Origin of the sequence: Legionella fallonii LLAP-10 (genome assembly GCF_000953135.1) — a bacterium.
GTDB lineage: Bacteria > Pseudomonadota > Gammaproteobacteria > Legionellales > Legionellaceae > Legionella > Legionella fallonii.
The window spans coordinates 161002-177839 of record NZ_LN614827.1 but is presented as its reverse complement, the minus strand read 5'-3'; the positions used below and the strand labels follow the sequence as shown (position 1 = coordinate 177839).

Genomic DNA, 16838 nt, shown 5'->3' with positions numbered 1-16838 from the left:
AAAAGAGCTAATCTTAGCAATAATAACAGTTAATTAAAAAAGAGTGCCATGTTAACAAAGACGCATCAGCTTGACGAAGAACAACTAAAACAACTAGAAGAATTACGTGTTCTATGTAAGGGTAGAGATAGCAGTACACCCAATTTATATACTCACATCCTCGCTCAGCCTAGAGCGTTCCCTGCTAGCTTGTTGTACTACAATGACCAACACCAATTAATTGCATTTTTAGGGGTTTATTTTTTTTATGATGATGCGGTTGAGGTATCATTACTTGTTCATCCATCTTATCGTCGACAAGGGATTGGTAAACAACTTATCCTTGCCATTTTACCGCTTGTTCAATCGCAAAATTACCATAAGTTAATTTTTTCTAGTCCAGCGCAACTGAATAATCTCTGGTTATTCACTAATGGCTTTTCTTATCTCCATAGTGAATATTATATGGAGAGAGATGATTTAAATCCTTTATTGGAATACAAGCAAACGTTAACCTACCGTACAGCAACCGAAGACGACATTCCGCTGCTTTGTGCTTTTGATGAGGCCTGCTTCCCGACCAAACAACTGGATTCAGTAGAACGCTTCCAACATTTACTCAATGGTAGAGAATACCAAATCATTATTGCGTACCAAAACAATAGGCCTATAGGTAAAGCCCATCTTCGCTGGTTAGATAATGGCGCGACTTTATCTGATATAGCGGTATTGCCCGCCAAACAAGGCCAAGGTTTAGGTACTACCCTAATTACCTACTGTATCAATATGGCTTTAAGTGAAGGTAAGCCGCATCTTAATCTTGATGTGGAAACTCATAATGAAAGAGCTCTCAAACTCTATACTCGCCTAGGTTTTGTCACCCAAAATGCCTGCGATTACTGGGCAATTGATGCCAATAACTTTCTTAATTAATATGTTAAATAACGTCAGTTTCGGATAAGAGAATGTTTGTTGCCTGGGAGCAGCGCTAGGGTAACCCTGGATCAGGATCGACTTTATCGCACTTATTAGGCATATAAAGAATTTCTAATTCTATGTTTATCCTGATTTTTGGTGCCTCACTATTCCAAGTTACCCTAGCGCCGTACCCAGGCCACAATTCATATCTGAGACGAATGTTAAATAATATGCACTCTAATCTGTTTTAACCTAAATCAGCTATCAATACGCGGTATTTTACGGGATAAAAAATAGAACTTGACATAGTTTAAATCTCACCTTTAGTATTGCTCTAATCTGCTTTATGGAAGATGCATTTTCTATGCTTATAGCTTGAGGACCATGAATGAAAAAAAGAGTAGTAATTACAGGTATGGAAATAACCTCTTCCATAGGAACAGGGTTAGATAAGTTTTGGCAAGCAGCCATCGAAGGACAATGTGGCATAAAACATATCCAATCCTATGATCCTTCATCTTATACTACTCAAGTAGCCGGTGAGATTACTGATTTTTCTCTCAGCGAGCTGCCTCAATTTGCTAAAAGTAAACGCCTTCCCCGAGTAGCTCAATATGCACTCTATTGTGCTCATCATGCCATACAACAAGCAGGACTTGGCAATGAAGAACTATCCGCGGCAGGAACTTATATAGGGACAAGTTTAGGTGGCTACCCTGAATTAGAAGGTAGTTATAAAGCTTTTTTCACTGAAAGCTGGAAAAAAATTCCGCCGCTCAGTGTTATTAGAGGCATGCCCAATTCGGTCGCCAATCATATTGCCATCGCCTTTGGTTTACACGGTCCTAATTCAACTATTTCTAATGCGTGTGTTTCTTCAGCAGAAGCAATAGGACAAGCTTACCAGCAGATTGCTCATGGAACGCTCTCCACTGCCATTTGTGGTGGTACTGAATCCTTAATATGGGAATCGATCATGGCTGCTTGGTGTAAATTAAAAGTAATGTCTACCAACAATGAAAATCCGACACAAGCATGCCGTCCTTTTGATCTTCAAAGAGATGGGATGGTCATGGCCGATGGAGCAGGGATTTTAGTACTAGAAGAGTTACAACAAGCGAAAGCAAGAGGAGCAACCATTTTTGCCGAAATTATTGGCTTTGGCGCAAGCTGCGATGCCTTCCATGTTACTGCACCTAATAGTGAAGGGCAGATACGTGCTATTCATGTAGCATTGGATAGCGCCAAATTATCCGTAAATGACATACATTATATTAATGCTCATGGCACTGGTACTCAGTTAAATGACAGTTCAGAAACGGAGAGTATTAAAGCGGTGTTTGGCCAAAGAGCCTATGAAATTCCTATCACAGCACAAAAATCAATGACAGGCCACGCCATTGGTGCAGCAGGGGCAATGGAAATCATCGCCACCACTTTAAGTTTACGTAAAGAGATACTATTACCGACAATCAATCTGCATAATCCTGATCCAGCTTGTGATCTAGACTACGTGCCTAATGCAGCAAGGGCACAACCAGCGGATATCGCCTTGTCTAATCATTTTGCCTTTGGTGGGGCAAATGCGGCCTTAATACTGCGTAAATATGTAGGATTTTGAGCTTATTAAATTAAAAATTTAATACCTTTCCCTGAATCGGCACTATGAAATGAACGCCAAGATCGTTCTTTTCATTGAGCTCACGTAAAATCTCCCGCCAGTTATCCTTCTCTCCAATCCCTTGTTTAATATGGGTGATTACTACATTTAAGCCTTTAAGTGCAGCCTGAGGTTGCTTGGAATCAACATCTTTAGCTAATTCATGTAACTCATTGAGTACCCATTGTGGCTTTAAATGACCAAAAAGTAACGAATCAAGACGGCTATCAGGATAAGAACATTCAATAAATAGGGCATTAAGTTTATGCTCTCGAATTAAAGGAGCAATGCCTTGCCACAGCTGTTTTAGATCTTGACTATGTTCTACCTGATCAGCCCCTGTATCACCTAAATACAGAAGATAATTATTATTCGCTTCTAATAAAAATGCGGTAGAAGGGTAGCCATGTCCATGGTTTAAAGGAAATGCTGTTACCCAAAAACGAGTATTGGGGACTGATGTTTTTTTACCAAGTTCCAATCGCGAATAATGAAATTGCTTCAATAAAGGTTTGCTACCTTCATCGCCAAAATTAGGCCAAACTTTCCAATTAAAAATGTTATCCCTGATGTAATCAATAGTTGAATTGATCCCCAAAATATTTTTATGTCGGTCTATAGTCGAGCAAATGACTAGCCCGTTGATATGATCGAGATGTGCATGAGAAATTAAATAGGCTTTTATTTTTTCCGTGAATAACTGTTGGGGTGATTGAATGCCGAGCGCGTTCAATTCATTAAGTGGAAGATTATTAATTTCACTACATAAAGTACCCGCATCTAAAGAAATCCACTCATTAGACTGATTAGCTGCAACTAAATAAGCAGATAAATTGTTTTGAAACTCTCCGCCCGAAGTACCCAAAGGAATTACTTTAAAGTGATAGCGTTCCTGGCTAGTTGTGGACCAAGACGGCGCCGTGTAAAAGAAATAAAATAAAGCAATAACAGTGAGACAAGCAATAACCCCTGTCCAAGAATGCTCATAACGATAGTACACAACCCTCTCCCTGATATTAAATCTTAAGCATATAGTATTTGAATAGGATGAGAAAAACACTATTTAATAATTTGCTCTAGAAGTTAGCGTCCAATCAAAGAGAACAAAACAGAAACAAAACAAACATAAAGATCACTTATTGACTAAATTTTGAATGGAATATAAAATATAACCACTTTGACCTATTTATAATCCAACACTATGTTCCCTTATTTTTTCTCTACCAGAAACGCTCTTGACGATTTACTGTTTACTATACGCTATGCGCCAAAAGCCGCAGCAAAAACTATAGCCTATGCTCTTTGCGGCGCAACGTTAGGATATGGGATAAGTTACACCTGTACCGAAAGTTTAAAGCACTTTGCGGAAGATCATCATGATGAGGTCGATCTCACTGACTCCTACGTTCGTGATGATGAACAATTCTTGCATGTGTCACGAGACCAACGATTCAATCAGGTGACACCTCCAATTTCAGATTTCATTCCTTATTATGCCGCCATAGTCGGAGCTGGTGCCGGTACGTTATTTGCTGTAAGCAAAGTGACTTGTGAGTTTAAGGAGCAATTAGAAGAAGATAGAGCAAGAAGAACGTTAGATCTTGTTTAGCCTCTGTAGCATGACGGGAATGTTGAATCTTTTCGAAAACCCGGGAAAGGCCATCCCGAACGAAGTTAGGAATGGCCTTAAAGAATTAATCAACTAATTTTAATTGGCCAATAAAATCCTCTTCCATTTTATAGAGCAGACAATTATTTTTTAATTGTTCAAGATAACCTAGCTCTTTGAGCTTATTGACTGCGGCTAGAGTCTCTTCTGTTAGATCATAGCGCAAACGCGGGATAGATGAATTCAATAAAGCATGTGGCTCTACAACAAAAAATTCCCTTATATTTTTATGTTCAGGGTCGGCCATATCCGTTTTAATCTGATTCATAAAATGAGAGCGTTCTTGAAGCATTTTATCCCAAGCTATTGTTTTACTTTTCTGTTCTTGTTCCCAATGTTTTCTATTATTCAACCATGCTTTTATACCATACTGACATATCATGCCAACAAGAAATCCAGTCAATAATCCAAATAAAAAAGAGACACTCATAAAAATACCTGCACTATGGAAAATAATGGTGCATATTATAACAGGAAAAAATATAAACAATGTCAGATCCCTGCACCCACCGCGTCGAATAACTCATACTTAACCGTATTCACTGATTGTTGTAAGGCTATAGGAATAATAAAATTAGCAATCAACGCCTGCCAAAAATCATGATAGAGAGTATGTTGTAAAGGATGCCCGGCACTAATCGGAAAGCAAGGGGCATGGTTTGCTTCTAATAGCCATACCTGTGATTTACTATCGACGATAAAGTCAAAACCGAAAATAGCCAATGCCTTCTGTTTTCTACAAATAAAGGCTTGAGGATATAATTGCTGCAATCCATGAATTACTTCGGAGATGATATTCTTAATTTGGGGATAAAAAGGTTTAAATAAATCATATTGTCGTGTGCGAATCTGCACTACATTTAGTTCATCGTCACTTAAGTGCTCATTGGTTAAATGAGGGCGTAAATCAATAAAATTATCGGTCTGGTAAGGACGAAGCCCTACATTGAAATACCCTTCGGGATAAAGATAAGCGCCGGCGTAATTAGTGAGTACGACAAACATACGAATACTGTATTTATGTCCGAATTGCGGACCTTTTAGTAAGTGAGGTTGCCACAGATAACGTTGTAAGACATGCTGGCCCCCCAAGCGATCGGCACTAAGATAATGTTGCTCTAACTGGCTGAGTTTTTCAAATATCTTAATATGCTGACCATTATTTAATAGAGCAGGCTTTAATATCCACGCAACGTGTTCCATCTGATCAAGCAATTGATTGTCTTTTCTATAATATTCATCTGCTATTTCATTTAATATGGCAAACCAATTGTCATCATTGATACAATAGGTGAGCGGCATGACGTTTGGACAAAATTGAGCAACCAAAGCGGCTAACGAGTGTTTAAACTCCAGGCACTGCGCGGCATGAAAATCAAATTGAAAATTCTTTTCACTAAAATGAGCCCACCAATTAAAATAAGTGCGCTTCCACCCTTTTTCTTGCAAGTAATGACATAAATTATAATAAGTGGGCGATTGTGATGGTCGTAAACAAAAACGAAATCGTTGCGCTTTTATATTACTATTACTTTGCCCTACCAATTTTTCATTTCCTACGGCAAGGGAGCTTTTATAGGACTCCATTAGCATCTCCTAATACCCATACTTAAATTATAAGCCTGTTTTTTCATTTCAATAGCCTTCTCGATAACATCAATTCATTAGACTTCTTATATTCAAGAAAAATCTACTCATTAACGTGAGTTCACTATAAAAAGCATGAGAATACTTTTTATGGCGCTAAACGAACGTTATCCCGTGAAATGCGCCGCATTTATAAGGGATCTCGCTCTAAAGAAAAGTAGTTCATTATGCACGACGTCCATTAAGCAAATGTTAATTAATACAAGGTATAATCATCGCGTTCGTATCCTACGAACTCAAGCTGATTATGAAAACTTATTAAAAATAGGACTAAAACATGAAAACTAGTAATAAGATAACCGGTATAATAGCTTATGTTCTCTCTTCAACAACCATAGCTGCGGCAAGTAGTTCAACTTTATACGAGAAACTATATAGATTGACAGAAAAAGTTTATTACAGTGAGTACTCGTTCTCTCTTGAACAACAACAAACTATCGCAGCATTAGCAGATCAAATAGAAGCAGTCGCTAGTTATCCGAATAACACTAGTTGTGGCAATAAGTTAAGTGTATTTCAAGAAGCTTATAAATGGTCCTATAGTTCACAGGGGCTAAATTTAACTTCATCTGAGGCAGAAAAATTTGCTACAGATGTATCCAATAAATTATGCCCAGCCACTTATTTTAAAACGTTCCAATTCTCTTATAATTTTGCCTATAAAAGCGATGGGATGAATAAAACCAAGAGTAGTGCGAGAAGTTTTGCGACCATGATTAGTGATTATGAAGCAGCCAGTTTTTATACAAAAAATTCGGTGCAATGCTTTATTGATGGTTATAATTTTGCTTATTCAAGTGATGGTATGAATAAAACTCGTTCAGGAGCAGAGGAATATGCGACTAAACTATGTTTAGGATAAGAAATTTGATCAAATAGCAACCGTCTTGAGTTTTAATTCAAGACGGTTGCTGGCATGAGATATTGAGAGGGGAATGATAGTTATAAATTATTTTTTTACAGATTTATATAGCTGCAAAACCTGGAGAATTATTTAAAGATGCATCCGGTGTTGATTGACAACCTCTATAAGCTCCTGTTCCAAATAATCCAACGCCGCCAAGGATAGAAGCAACACCCAATCCAGCAGTTATGAGACCCGCTAGACCCAAAGTTGCAGCATTCAGCACAACAAAAGCAACAGCAACCGCAGCAGCACCAATAGCAGCCAGAAAACCACCTAAAACCTGCATGCTAATATTTGAAAATGATGATGAGGGAGAGTTTGTTCTCGTGATTTTAGGTTCATTAACTGTGGCTTCATCAGATGAGGAGGTGCTGGTTTCTTGATGATGGTCTTTATGAAGAGGTTCGATATTATTTGCAGTCACAACTTTTGGTTTATCTTGTTTTAAATCAACTGGATTTAACTCGTTAGAATCTATCTCAGCATGCTCTAAGTCATGAGCGTATTTAGTACAAAATGCAACTAACAGATTAATTCTATCAGCGTTTCTTTGAAGATCAGGGAAAAAAGCTATGGGTTTTTGACTATTAATAAGTCTCACCTCAAGCTTAAAAAGATCCGCATTAAAGGATTGTTGGGGAAGAAATAATAATGCTTGATTTCCTATGGCATATATATTTTCAACTATAGAATTTTTTTCATTTAGATTTTGCAAAACATCTTTGCTAATAGCGGCAGGATAAAGTTTAACATCATAAGCAAAACGATATTTCCAATCATCCTGCTTGAGAGCATAGATTGTTCCACCCATAAATAATGCGATCATTTTTTTTTGCTTATCCGCATCATCGCTAGCTAACAATCGTTCAAATTCTTTGCGCATTGTGAACAATACGGTTTTTGCTTCACTGCTTATATGTGACGTCCGGATCATTGTATAGGAGACTAACTCTTTGAGAAGTTCTTGAATATTTTGTTTCATAAAAAATATATCATGGCTAAAAAATGGGCATTTTAGCGTTTTTTTTCACTCATAGCAAGAGTTAATCTGACAGCAGTTAACCATCACAAAACAGCTCCTAATGAAGGATTATTTTGCATGATTCACCGCTTCGATTATTTTATTAAATAAAATTAATCCGAAATGTCTAGGCGCTTTTAAACGCTCAGATAAGGAAACTCTTTCTGCAACAACAGTGATACTTTTCCTAAGTAATCTTTACCCTTGATAATTAACAATAAAGTATCATCACCAGCGATGGTTCCCAGTATCCCAGAATCTTTATCATCAAAAGAATGGAAATTTACATATTTTTGGTCAATAAAATAGCCAAGACTGTTCGCATTACCTGGTTCAGTATGCAGTACAATAAGGCCATATTCGGAAACATGAATGCCTAGCACTAAAGGAGCATTTGAAGAGGCAAAATCGACTACTTTATATAGACCGGATACTTTGGCAATTTTTAACTTCTTTAATCGACGCGATAAAGTAGCTTGGGGGACATCATAGCCTTTTGCTTTTAAATAATTTTGTAATTCCATTTGCTCAGAAATATTATGACTTTGAATAATATTCACGATATATCCATCAAGTACCGCATCTTTTGTCATTAAATCCCCTCCAACAATTTCGAATACACACTCATCTTAATTGAAATTAAATTCATTTAAAAGAAATAATAAGCCTCCACCTTCTAGACAACGGAAGGCGTTGGCAACGATGTTTCTTCTGCTGTATTTAATTCCGCGAAGCATTCATTCAATCGGGCTTGATGTATTAAGCGATCGCCAAGTAGCGGGTGAACATTTTTTCTATTGTCAGAGATCTCAGCCGTATAGGTATACTTGGGTTCATAATAATATTCTATAGGACGAAATGGAGACCGCGAATAGGTAGGATATCGATGCTGATTGGGGTCTATCGCTGCATAACATTCCCAAGACAGATGCTCCCAATCTGTTCCCATTAAGAGCTCTTCTCGTCCTGGTAATCCAAGTTTATATTGTTTTAGCAGATCAGATTTTATAAATTTACGAACAATTTGTGCTTGTTGCATAAATTCCTGAGGGCTATAGATTGCACCTTGAGCTGGATACCAACTCTCGACAATTAAGGCATTGCCCCAAGTTTTAGGATCATCAATATCCCCTGTTCGATTCACCACAACCACAAAATGATCAAAATTGAAGGAAAGAAGTTCTATTCGTTGGATCTCTGGATAGTTGTTTTCCCACAAATATTTAGCCAGTACGCAGCAACGCGTATGACAATTGCCCATGCGCTTTTCTCCAGCGAGCAGAGCAAGTAACAATACGTCTTTGTGCTGCTCTTCTAAGGCAAATTGCGGATCGATGAACGGATCCACCCCTGGATACTTTACAGTGTACTTAAGATCGACGGCTAGGGTTGCCATAGGATCATCGCTGGAAAAAATCCATTTATCCTTCTTCTTTACATAGCGTCCTGAATAATTATAGCGAAACTGGGGGAAAAAGACCCAGCCATTTGTTTTTTCCATATCGCTGCTTTTATTTGAAGAACCCAATATACAAATGTGACGTACATGTCTTATTGCTGCCGCCAATATTCGTTTTATTTTACTCATATTGTTCTATTAAATATCAAACACAATTGTTCAATATAATATCACAAGAGGTCTTTTCTGTCATTCAGAACGCAGCGAAGAATCTCTCGAAAAACGCACTGTGCCACAATCAGGAAACTCTTCGCTGCACTATAACTAACAAAGAAAAAGTCTGAATGATAAGCCAATCAACCATTATTTATCATTCAAAATAAATGAATAAATATCCAAAAATATGAAAATATATTCATTTATCCATTGACAAATTCACTTTAACTGGATAAATTGAATAAATGGATATTTTTTGGATATATACTTACAATGAAATTATTAACCACAAGCATACTTATTTTATCAACGATTGCACTATCAGGATGTAGTGGAGAAGAAAAACCCAATACCCTACATTTTGCTACTTCAGCAGAATATCCACCATTTGAATATTTAGACCACGGGGAACTCAAAGGATTTGATATAGATCTAGCGAAATTAATCGCTAAAGAATTAGGAAAGGAAGCCGTTTTTGATAATATGCAATTCAGCAGCATTTTGCCTGCAGTATCCTTTGGCCAAGATGATATGGCTATCTCCACCATAACCATTACCCCCGAGCGCCAAGTCAATTTAGATTTCAGCACCCCCTACTATTTTGAAAGTATGGCCGTGGTATTTAAAACAGAACATCCCCTTGATTCAACGGAGAAACTAGCCCACAAAAAATTAGCCTGTCAGTTAGGGACTACTATGGAATTATGGACAAAAAAATACGCGCCCACGGCAGAACTTATTAGCATGAATAATAATAACCAAGCAATAGAAGCACTCAAAGCCGGGCACGTAGAAGCGGTTATCATGGATGGAGCTCAGGGCCTTGTTTTTAGTCAGAAAAACCCGGGATTATCTTTTGCGTTAATTGCCAAATCTGATGATGGTTATGGCATTGCCTTAGCGAAAAATTCGCCATTTACCACCCAAGTGAATCAAGCATTGCAGAAATTACAAGATTCAGGGGCCATAGCAAAACTACAACAGCAATGGTTGGAGGGTGTCCAATGGAAGAAGTAATACACAATATTCTATTCATAGGTAACGGCATCGTCTTAACGCTAAAGCTACTGGTTGGTGGTTTATTTATGGGTTTATTAGGCGGGACTGCCTTGGCCATAGTTAGACACCAAGGCATTGCTCAGGGAATAATCAATAGATTTATTTCCATCATGAGAGGCACTCCTGTTATTTTACAGCTGAGCTTCATTTATTTTTCCTTACCAGGGCTAATCGGGGTAAGGCCCGATATTATGCTTGCAGGAGTACTCACTTTTGGTCTCAATAGCTCAGCTTATATTGCAGAAATAATCAGAGCGGGTATTGAACAATTGCCTAAGGGTCAATTTGAAGCAGCGAGCTCTTTAGCAATACCTAATTTTTATCTGTGGAAAGATATTATTTTACCGCAAGTGGTTAAAAATATTCTTCCCGCATTAATCAATGAAACCATCGCTTTAGCGAAAGAAACTGCCTTAATCTCCACTATTGGCGGCATGGATTTAATGCGCAAAGCACAATCTATTGCGGCTGAGCAATTTACTTACTTTCTACCCTTATGTATTGCCGGAGTTTATTACTACACCTTGGTTTTACTCATTGAGCATGTAGGCAAAAAAATCGCTAATGGAGGCTCCTATGCTACACATTGCTAATGCTTCAAAAAGCTTCGGCTCAGTTGCCGTATTAAATAATATTAATTTAACCCTTGAAGAACACCAAATTCTCGGGCTGGCAGGTCCATCAGGCAGTGGTAAATCCACCTTATTAAGGTGCATTCAACAATTAGAAAATTTAAGCTCTGGCAGTATTAAAGTTGCTGGGCAAAGCGGCTTTATGTTTCAAGACTTCCAGCTTTTTCCGCATATGAGCGTGCTTAAAAATTTAACGTATGCTCCTCAATTACACAATAAAAAACAGAAAAAATCTAAGGCTGAATTAGCGAGCAGCATAGAAGAAATACAAGAAAATGCGTTAAGCATGTTGGATACTTTGGGCATAAAAAATAAAGCCTCTTGTTTGCCACACCAATTATCTGGAGGACAAAAGCAACGAGTAGCGCTAGCACGTAGCTTAATGATGAGTCCGTCTTTATTGCTGTGTGATGAACCGACTTCAGGTCTGGATACGGTAATAACCGAAGAGATCTCCTCCCTACTTAAATCAGTACAGGCTATGGGAGTAACCATGGTTATTGCCTCCCATGATTTGGCCTTTCTCACTCAAGTAGCAGATCGATTGGTCGTACTGAAAGGCGGGAATTTAATCACCGACGTCAAACCTACAGATTTTACTAACCCCATTGATTATTTAAAACAACAATTGTCAGGAGCAAACCATGAATCCTCAAATTAAAAAGATTGTCTTAGCTTATTCCGGTGGCCTCGATACTTCAGTGATGATTCCTTGGTTGAAGGAACATTATCCGCAAGTCGAAATTATTGCCGTCATTTGTGATTTAGGACAAAAAGAAAATTTAGAGGCCATTAAACACAAAGCCATCAAAAGTGGTGCAGTAAAAGCTTATGTTTGCGATGTACAAAATGAATTTGTCAGCGACTATCTTTGGCCTTTACTGAAATCAGGCGCACTCTATGAAGATCAGTACATCCTAGGAACCATTTCTCGACCACTTATAGCGCAAAAATTGGTAGAAATCGCCGCTGTTGAACAGGCTGAAGCCATAGCTCATGGAGCAACGGGCAAAGGCAATGATCAAGTCCGATTTGAATACACCGTTAAAGCCCTGGCACCCAATCTACAAATTATTGCCCCCTGGCGACATTGGGAAATCAAATCAAGGCAACAAGCGATAGACTATGCCAAAGCCCATGGCATAGACGTTCCTGTCACCCCTAAATCCCCTTACTCCAGAGATCACAATATTTGGTATATCTCTCACGAGGGTGGAGTATTAGAAGATCCAGCACAAGAAAGACCTGATGATGTATTGCTTATGACTAATCCCATTGAGAAAACACCAAATACGGCGGAATTGATGAGTATTCATTTTAAAAAAGGTGTTCCTGTAGCATTAAATGATACCCCCATGGATCCCGTGCTGTTACTTAATCTTCTTAATGCTAAGGCTGGAGAGCATGGTATTGGTGTGGCAGACATCATTGAAAATAGATTAGTAGGGATGAAAATCAGAGGTATTTATGAGGCTCCTGCTGCGGCAGTGTTGTATAAAGCGCATCAAATGTTAGAAAGCCTTTGTCTCGATAGAGCCACTTTACACTTGAAACAATCGTTACAATCAACCTATGCCAATCTTGTCTATGAAGGACGATGGTTTACCCAAACCAAAGACGCTTTAGACGCATTGATCAATGTGACTCAAAAGCACATAACAGGTACCGTCAAACTGAAATTATTCAAAGGAAATATGATTCCCTGTGGCATGCATTCGCCATTCAGTCTGCATCAACCCGCTTTGGCAACCTTTGAAGAAGACAGTGTCTATAAGCAACAAGATGCCGAAGGATTTATTAATTTATTTTCCTTATCGGCCAAAGTCTATGGCATGGTTCATCTAGGAGGTCAACATGAGTAATAAAACGTGGGGCGGGCGATTTAAAAAGCCCCTAGATCCATTAGCTGTTGAATTTAATGCGTCTTTAGCCTTTGACCATGTGCTCTATGCCTACGATATTCAAGGAAGTCAAACGCATGCCGCCATGTTAGCCAAACAAGGCATTATCTCCTCTGCTGAATCCCAGGCCATTACCGAAGCCTTAGCTGAAATCAAAATGGAACTACAAGAAGGGAAGCATAGCTTGAAGCAAAGTTATGAAGACGTTCATATGTTTATTGAACAACTATTAATAGAAAAAATCGGTGACACTGGGAAAAAATTGCATACGGGACGCAGCAGAAATGATCAAGTGGCTCTTGATTTACGACTGTATGCTCGTGATGCCGCCTCCAATATCATGGCGCAACTTTATGCTGTCACCGATGTATTGCGCCAATTATCGCAAAAACATGCCCAAGACAAAATGCCAGGATATACTCATTTGCAACAGGCTCAGCCCATTTATTTAGGTGGGTATTTCGATGCCTACCTGGCCATGTTGCACAGAGATATTAGTCGTTTGCAAGATCTGAAAAAAAGGATGAATTTTTCTCCCTTAGGGGCTGGTGCATTAGCGGGGAGCAGCCTGCCCTTAGATAGAGAGTGGGTGGCTCAGGCACTGGCCTTCGATGGCGTTATAGAAAATACCCTTGATGCAGTAAGTGATAGAGACTTCATCATGGAATTTTGCAGCGTCAATGCCATCGTTATGGTGCATTTATCGCGATTATGTGAGGATCTAATCCTCTGGGCGACGCAAGAATTTGGCTTTATTACCTTAGATGATGCCTTTGCAACAGGTTCGTCGTTAATGCCTAATAAAAAGAACCCCGATATTTTGGAGTTAATCCGAGGTAAATCCGGAAGGGTATTTGGTCATCTCTTGGGCATTCTAACGGTGATGAAAGGTTTGCCATTGGCCTATAACAAAGACATGCAGGAAGATAAAGAGGGGTTGTTTGATTCCGTGAAGACCGTCACGTCTTGCCTTACTGTCCTCTCGCCCTTTTTAGACAGTTTGCAGTTTAACACTGAACTGATGGCTGAAAAAGCAAACTCCGGCTATCTCGACGCAACCGCTGTTCTTGAGTCACTTATAATAACGGGAGTGCCATTTAGAGATGCTCATCATCAAGTCGGACAAATGGTCGCCTCTGCTTTAGAGCAAGGCTGCTCCCTTACTGAGCTAATGAAGAAGAATAATCAGTGTACAACTCCATCTGCCAAAGAAGCTCCTAAGAACGATATCCAGCAATGTGCTATACCGGTAAAAAAACAACAGATAAAAATAAAACATCATCCCAAACATTTGCTCACCGGCCTGGAGTTGGATGTGCAGGATATTAAGCGCATACTTAAAATAGCCTCACAGGTGAAGAAAAATCCCAAACAATACTCACAAACATTAACGAATAAAAACCTAGCTATGATTTTTGAAAAGCCTTCTTTTCGTACCCGATTAAGCTTTACTTTGGCTATGGAAAATCTCGGCGGCACAGCGATAGAAAGCGTTAGTTCGACAAGAAAGACAGAGGAGCCTCGTGATTTGATCAGGGTATTAAATGGCTATTGTGACTATGTCATGGTAAGAACTCATGAAGACAGCGCCCTAGAGGAAATGGCCCAACATGCGACAGTACCGGTAATTAACGGATTATCTGCCTTGTACCATCCGTGCCAAGTTCTCGCCGATTTATTATCCTTACAAGAATGTTTCGGTGAATTAAACGGATTGACGCTGACGTATATTGGTGACGGTAATAACGTATTGCATAGCCTGTTGCTCATGGCACCATTGCTTGGGATAAAAATTAATTATTGCTGTCCAGAGGGGCATCAGCCTAACCACCAGATCGTCGCTCAAAGCAAACAATTATTTCCGGACATGATTCACTGTTATACCGAGCCAGAAGTTGCTGTTCGTGACGCGAATGCTGTTTATACCGATGTTTGGACTAGTATGGGTTTTGAGGCTCAAGCTTCAGAGCATCACTTTGCCGGCTATCAAGTCAATGAATCCTTAATGTCCCAAGCAAAACCTGGTGCGGTATTCATGCATTGCATGCCTATGGAACGGGGGAAAGAAGTATCAAAAACCCTACCTGACACTCCAGAGTCTATTATCTTCACTCAAAGTGAAAATAGATTGCATGTGCAAAAAGCCCTGTTAATTGACTTGGCGATATGATGGGCTAGGCTTATGTATTAAACGTCAGTTTCGGATAAGAATTGTAGCCCGGATTAGGCATCTGGGAGATTTCGTGAGTAGCCTGCCATCTTATCCGCAAATGACGTTAACTTATCTCATAGTTTATTTACATCAAACTGTTGTCCATTGACGAAGATCTGTTGATTTTCAATTTTCAAATTGACAACGTAAGTATTACCTTCGACTTTTATATAGCCCTTCTCTATAAGACTTTGTAACAGCTTATCGACTTGCTTTTGCATTTCCGCATCGGAATTTGTAGCGGTATTGGTTACTGAGGATATAGGGGGAAGACGGGTTGCTGTCGAATCTGGTGATGCAGAAGATGACTGAGTTGCGGTATTTTCTTGTTTACTATTCTTCAATAGTACCATCATTAGCTCTTTAACAACGGCAATAGGGGCTTTGAATTGACCGGAGCCAGAGGCCTTTTGTAATAACTGAGAGGGATCGCTAACATCCATTTTAGGTAAAGCGAGTTTAAAATCACCGGTAATTTTTCCCTCTGGCAAATCAACTGCTGTAGATAATGCTAACTCCGAACCTTTAGAAAGAAGTAAGGGTACATTAGACAATAATTCCGGTACGAGCAAAACAGAACTCTGGTTACTTTGCACGGCACTCAAGGCTCGCTTATTGATGCGGGCCATGGCATCTGCCTCTAGATTTCTAACACTTAACTTAAAAATGCCTGGGCCATAAGTTTTGTTGTCTACCAATAATTTGTTCACTGATAGATTAAAGTCAAAGCTCAGTAGCCCTTCTGTAACATCAGAGCTGGATACCAAGTCAACACCGTCAAGCTCAAATTGCTTTTGATCGCCTTGGCTCATTGCTGCTGAAAGAAGAGAAAAGTGATTTTTACCTGGCCATAACCCATTGCTTGCATGAATAAAATTGAACTCATCTGCTATTGTTCCTAATTGGAAAGTAACATTGCCAGCGGCAGCATTGAGTCCATACATAGTAAAATCACCAAATAGATTATTTAAAGAGGAAGAAGTACCCAATGTTGCGCTTAAACCTTGCCATGAAAAATCAACAGAGTCAGCGTCTGAACCACCTTTAAAGCTAAGCGCTGGAAAAGCGTACCTAAACCACGTTTCGTTAAAATAGTTAATCAACACATTATAATGTGATTGTGGCTGTGTTGTTACATATCCTATGCCAAAGCGTATACCATAATCTGTACAGATAACTGGGCCATGTTTGATAATGAGCGGATAGTTCAACTCCAAATTCATTGGTGGCTGCATTTTAGTAATACCATGCACATCGGTTCTCTCTTGTGCTGGTATATTCATTTTAATAGACAATATCGCCTGGGAAGAAAACCAACCGCGTTGGTAGTTACCAAGGTGAATGCGCAAAATGGAGTTTTGGGGAAGGGAATCAACGTTTTGATTCAGTGTATTTTTGACTATAAATCCCGTAATCACATAAGCTAAAAGAAACAACACGACTAAGGATAAGAGTATGCCAGTCCATTTTTTCATAAAAGCTCTTATATAAAAGGTCCTTTGTTATTATTTAGCCTAAAAATTGTATTCTGTAAAACAAATTAGGAAGTTTGCTCTTTTTCTATCGTCCTTAGATTTTTTATGATAGATACATCAAAACGCGTTAACTTGGCCATGTG

General features: G+C 39.0%; 16 protein-coding genes and 1 pseudogene. 10 read left to right on the top strand and 7 right to left on the bottom strand.

Annotation, left to right across the window (positions count from 1 at the left end):
• Positions 1–48 precede the first annotated feature (48 nt).
• Positions 49–912: a GNAT family N-acetyltransferase gene (locus tag LFA_RS00710; RefSeq protein ID WP_045094488.1), complete on the top strand. Its 864-nt coding sequence runs from the start codon at positions 49–51 to the stop codon at positions 910–912.
• Between the two features lie 373 nt (positions 913–1285).
• Positions 1286–2518 carry a beta-ketoacyl-[acyl-carrier-protein] synthase family protein gene (locus LFA_RS00705; protein WP_045094487.1) on the top strand — a complete coding sequence of 411 codons (1233 nt, stop codon included), beginning with the start codon at positions 1286–1288 and terminating at the stop codon, positions 2516–2518.
• A 10-nt stretch (positions 2519–2528) separates the two neighbouring features.
• Here LFA_RS00705 and LFA_RS00700 read toward each other — a convergent pair whose 3' ends face one another.
• The gene (locus LFA_RS00700; RefSeq protein ID WP_052673798.1) at positions 2529–3557 is read right to left on the bottom strand and encodes an MBL fold metallo-hydrolase; all 1029 of its coding nucleotides are present in this window, start codon (positions 3555–3557) and stop codon (positions 2529–2531) included.
• Positions 3558–3758: 201 nt separating this feature from the next.
• Here LFA_RS00700 and LFA_RS00695 point away from each other — a divergent pair, with 201 nt between their 5' ends.
• A complete protein-coding gene (locus LFA_RS00695; protein WP_045094486.1) occupies positions 3759–4166 on the top strand; it encodes a hypothetical protein in 408 nt (135 codons plus the stop codon).
• An 85-nt stretch (positions 4167–4251) separates the two neighbouring features.
• On the opposite strand, the gene LFA_RS00690 is transcribed toward LFA_RS00695, so the two are convergent.
• Both LFA_RS00690 and LFA_RS00685 read right to left on the bottom strand, forming a co-directional pair.
• Complete coding sequence (locus LFA_RS00690; RefSeq protein ID WP_045097316.1) at positions 4252–4656, bottom strand: hypothetical protein; 405 nt, start codon at positions 4654–4656, stop codon at positions 4252–4254.
• 62 nt (positions 4657–4718) lie between these two features.
• Complete coding sequence (locus LFA_RS00685; protein ID WP_052673796.1) at positions 4719–5813, bottom strand: ATP-grasp domain-containing protein; 1095 nt, start codon at positions 5811–5813, stop codon at positions 4719–4721.
• A 337-nt stretch (positions 5814–6150) separates the two neighbouring features.
• Here LFA_RS00685 and LFA_RS00680 point away from each other — a divergent pair, with 337 nt between their 5' ends.
• Positions 6151–6735 (top strand): hypothetical protein, encoded by a 585-nt coding sequence (locus LFA_RS00680; protein ID WP_045094485.1) that lies wholly within the window; start codon positions 6151–6153, stop codon positions 6733–6735.
• A gap of 103 nt (positions 6736–6838) precedes the next feature.
• On the opposite strand, the gene LFA_RS00675 is transcribed toward LFA_RS00680, so the two are convergent.
• The 3 genes from LFA_RS00675 to LFA_RS00665 form a co-directional block, all read right to left on the bottom strand.
• Positions 6839–7762 (bottom strand): hypothetical protein, encoded by a 924-nt coding sequence (locus tag LFA_RS00675; RefSeq protein ID WP_045094484.1) that lies wholly within the window; start codon positions 7760–7762, stop codon positions 6839–6841.
• A gap of 176 nt (positions 7763–7938) precedes the next feature.
• Entirely contained in the window at positions 7939–8394 is a 456-nt protein-coding gene (locus tag LFA_RS00670; RefSeq protein WP_045094483.1) for an arginine repressor, read from the bottom strand.
• Positions 8395–8477: 83 nt separating this feature from the next.
• Positions 8478–9389: a hypothetical protein gene (locus LFA_RS00665; protein ID WP_045094482.1), complete on the bottom strand. Its 912-nt coding sequence runs from the start codon at positions 9387–9389 to the stop codon at positions 8478–8480.
• Between the two features lie 300 nt (positions 9390–9689).
• Here LFA_RS00665 and LFA_RS00660 point away from each other — a divergent pair, with 300 nt between their 5' ends.
• From LFA_RS00660 to argF, 6 genes and pseudogenes are all read left to right on the top strand, one after another.
• Positions 9690–10433 (top strand): ABC transporter substrate-binding protein, encoded by a 744-nt coding sequence (locus LFA_RS00660; RefSeq protein WP_045094481.1) that lies wholly within the window; start codon positions 9690–9692, stop codon positions 10431–10433.
• Entirely contained in the window at positions 10421–11068 is a 648-nt protein-coding gene (locus tag LFA_RS00655) for an amino acid ABC transporter permease (protein WP_045094480.1), read from the top strand. Before LFA_RS00660 ends, LFA_RS00655 begins: the two co-directional genes overlap by 13 nt.
• The gene (locus tag LFA_RS00650; protein ID WP_045094479.1) at positions 11052–11768 is read left to right on the top strand and encodes an amino acid ABC transporter ATP-binding protein; all 717 of its coding nucleotides are present in this window, start codon (positions 11052–11054) and stop codon (positions 11766–11768) included. Before LFA_RS00655 ends, LFA_RS00650 begins: the two co-directional genes overlap by 17 nt.
• Positions 11752–12969 (top strand): argininosuccinate synthase, encoded by a 1218-nt coding sequence (locus LFA_RS00645; RefSeq protein ID WP_045094478.1) that lies wholly within the window; start codon positions 11752–11754, stop codon positions 12967–12969. The genes LFA_RS00650 and LFA_RS00645 overlap by 17 nt, the downstream gene beginning before the upstream one ends.
• Positions 12962–14194, top strand: a pseudogene (argH, locus tag LFA_RS20530) (argininosuccinate lyase); the annotation flags it as partial. The gene LFA_RS00645 and the pseudogene argH, both read left to right, overlap by 8 nt.
• A complete protein-coding gene (argF, locus tag LFA_RS20525) occupies positions 14180–15178 on the top strand; it encodes an ornithine carbamoyltransferase (protein ID WP_331709347.1) in 999 nt (332 codons plus the stop codon). The pseudogene argH and the gene argF, both read left to right, overlap by 15 nt.
• Positions 15179–15294: 116 nt before the next feature.
• Here the strand turns inward: argF and LFA_RS00635 are convergent, their stop codons facing one another.
• Positions 15295–16695, bottom strand: coding sequence for a DUF945 family protein (locus tag LFA_RS00635; protein WP_045094477.1), 1401 nt, complete (start codon positions 16693–16695; stop codon positions 15295–15297).
• Between the last annotated feature and the right edge of the window lie 143 nt (positions 16696–16838).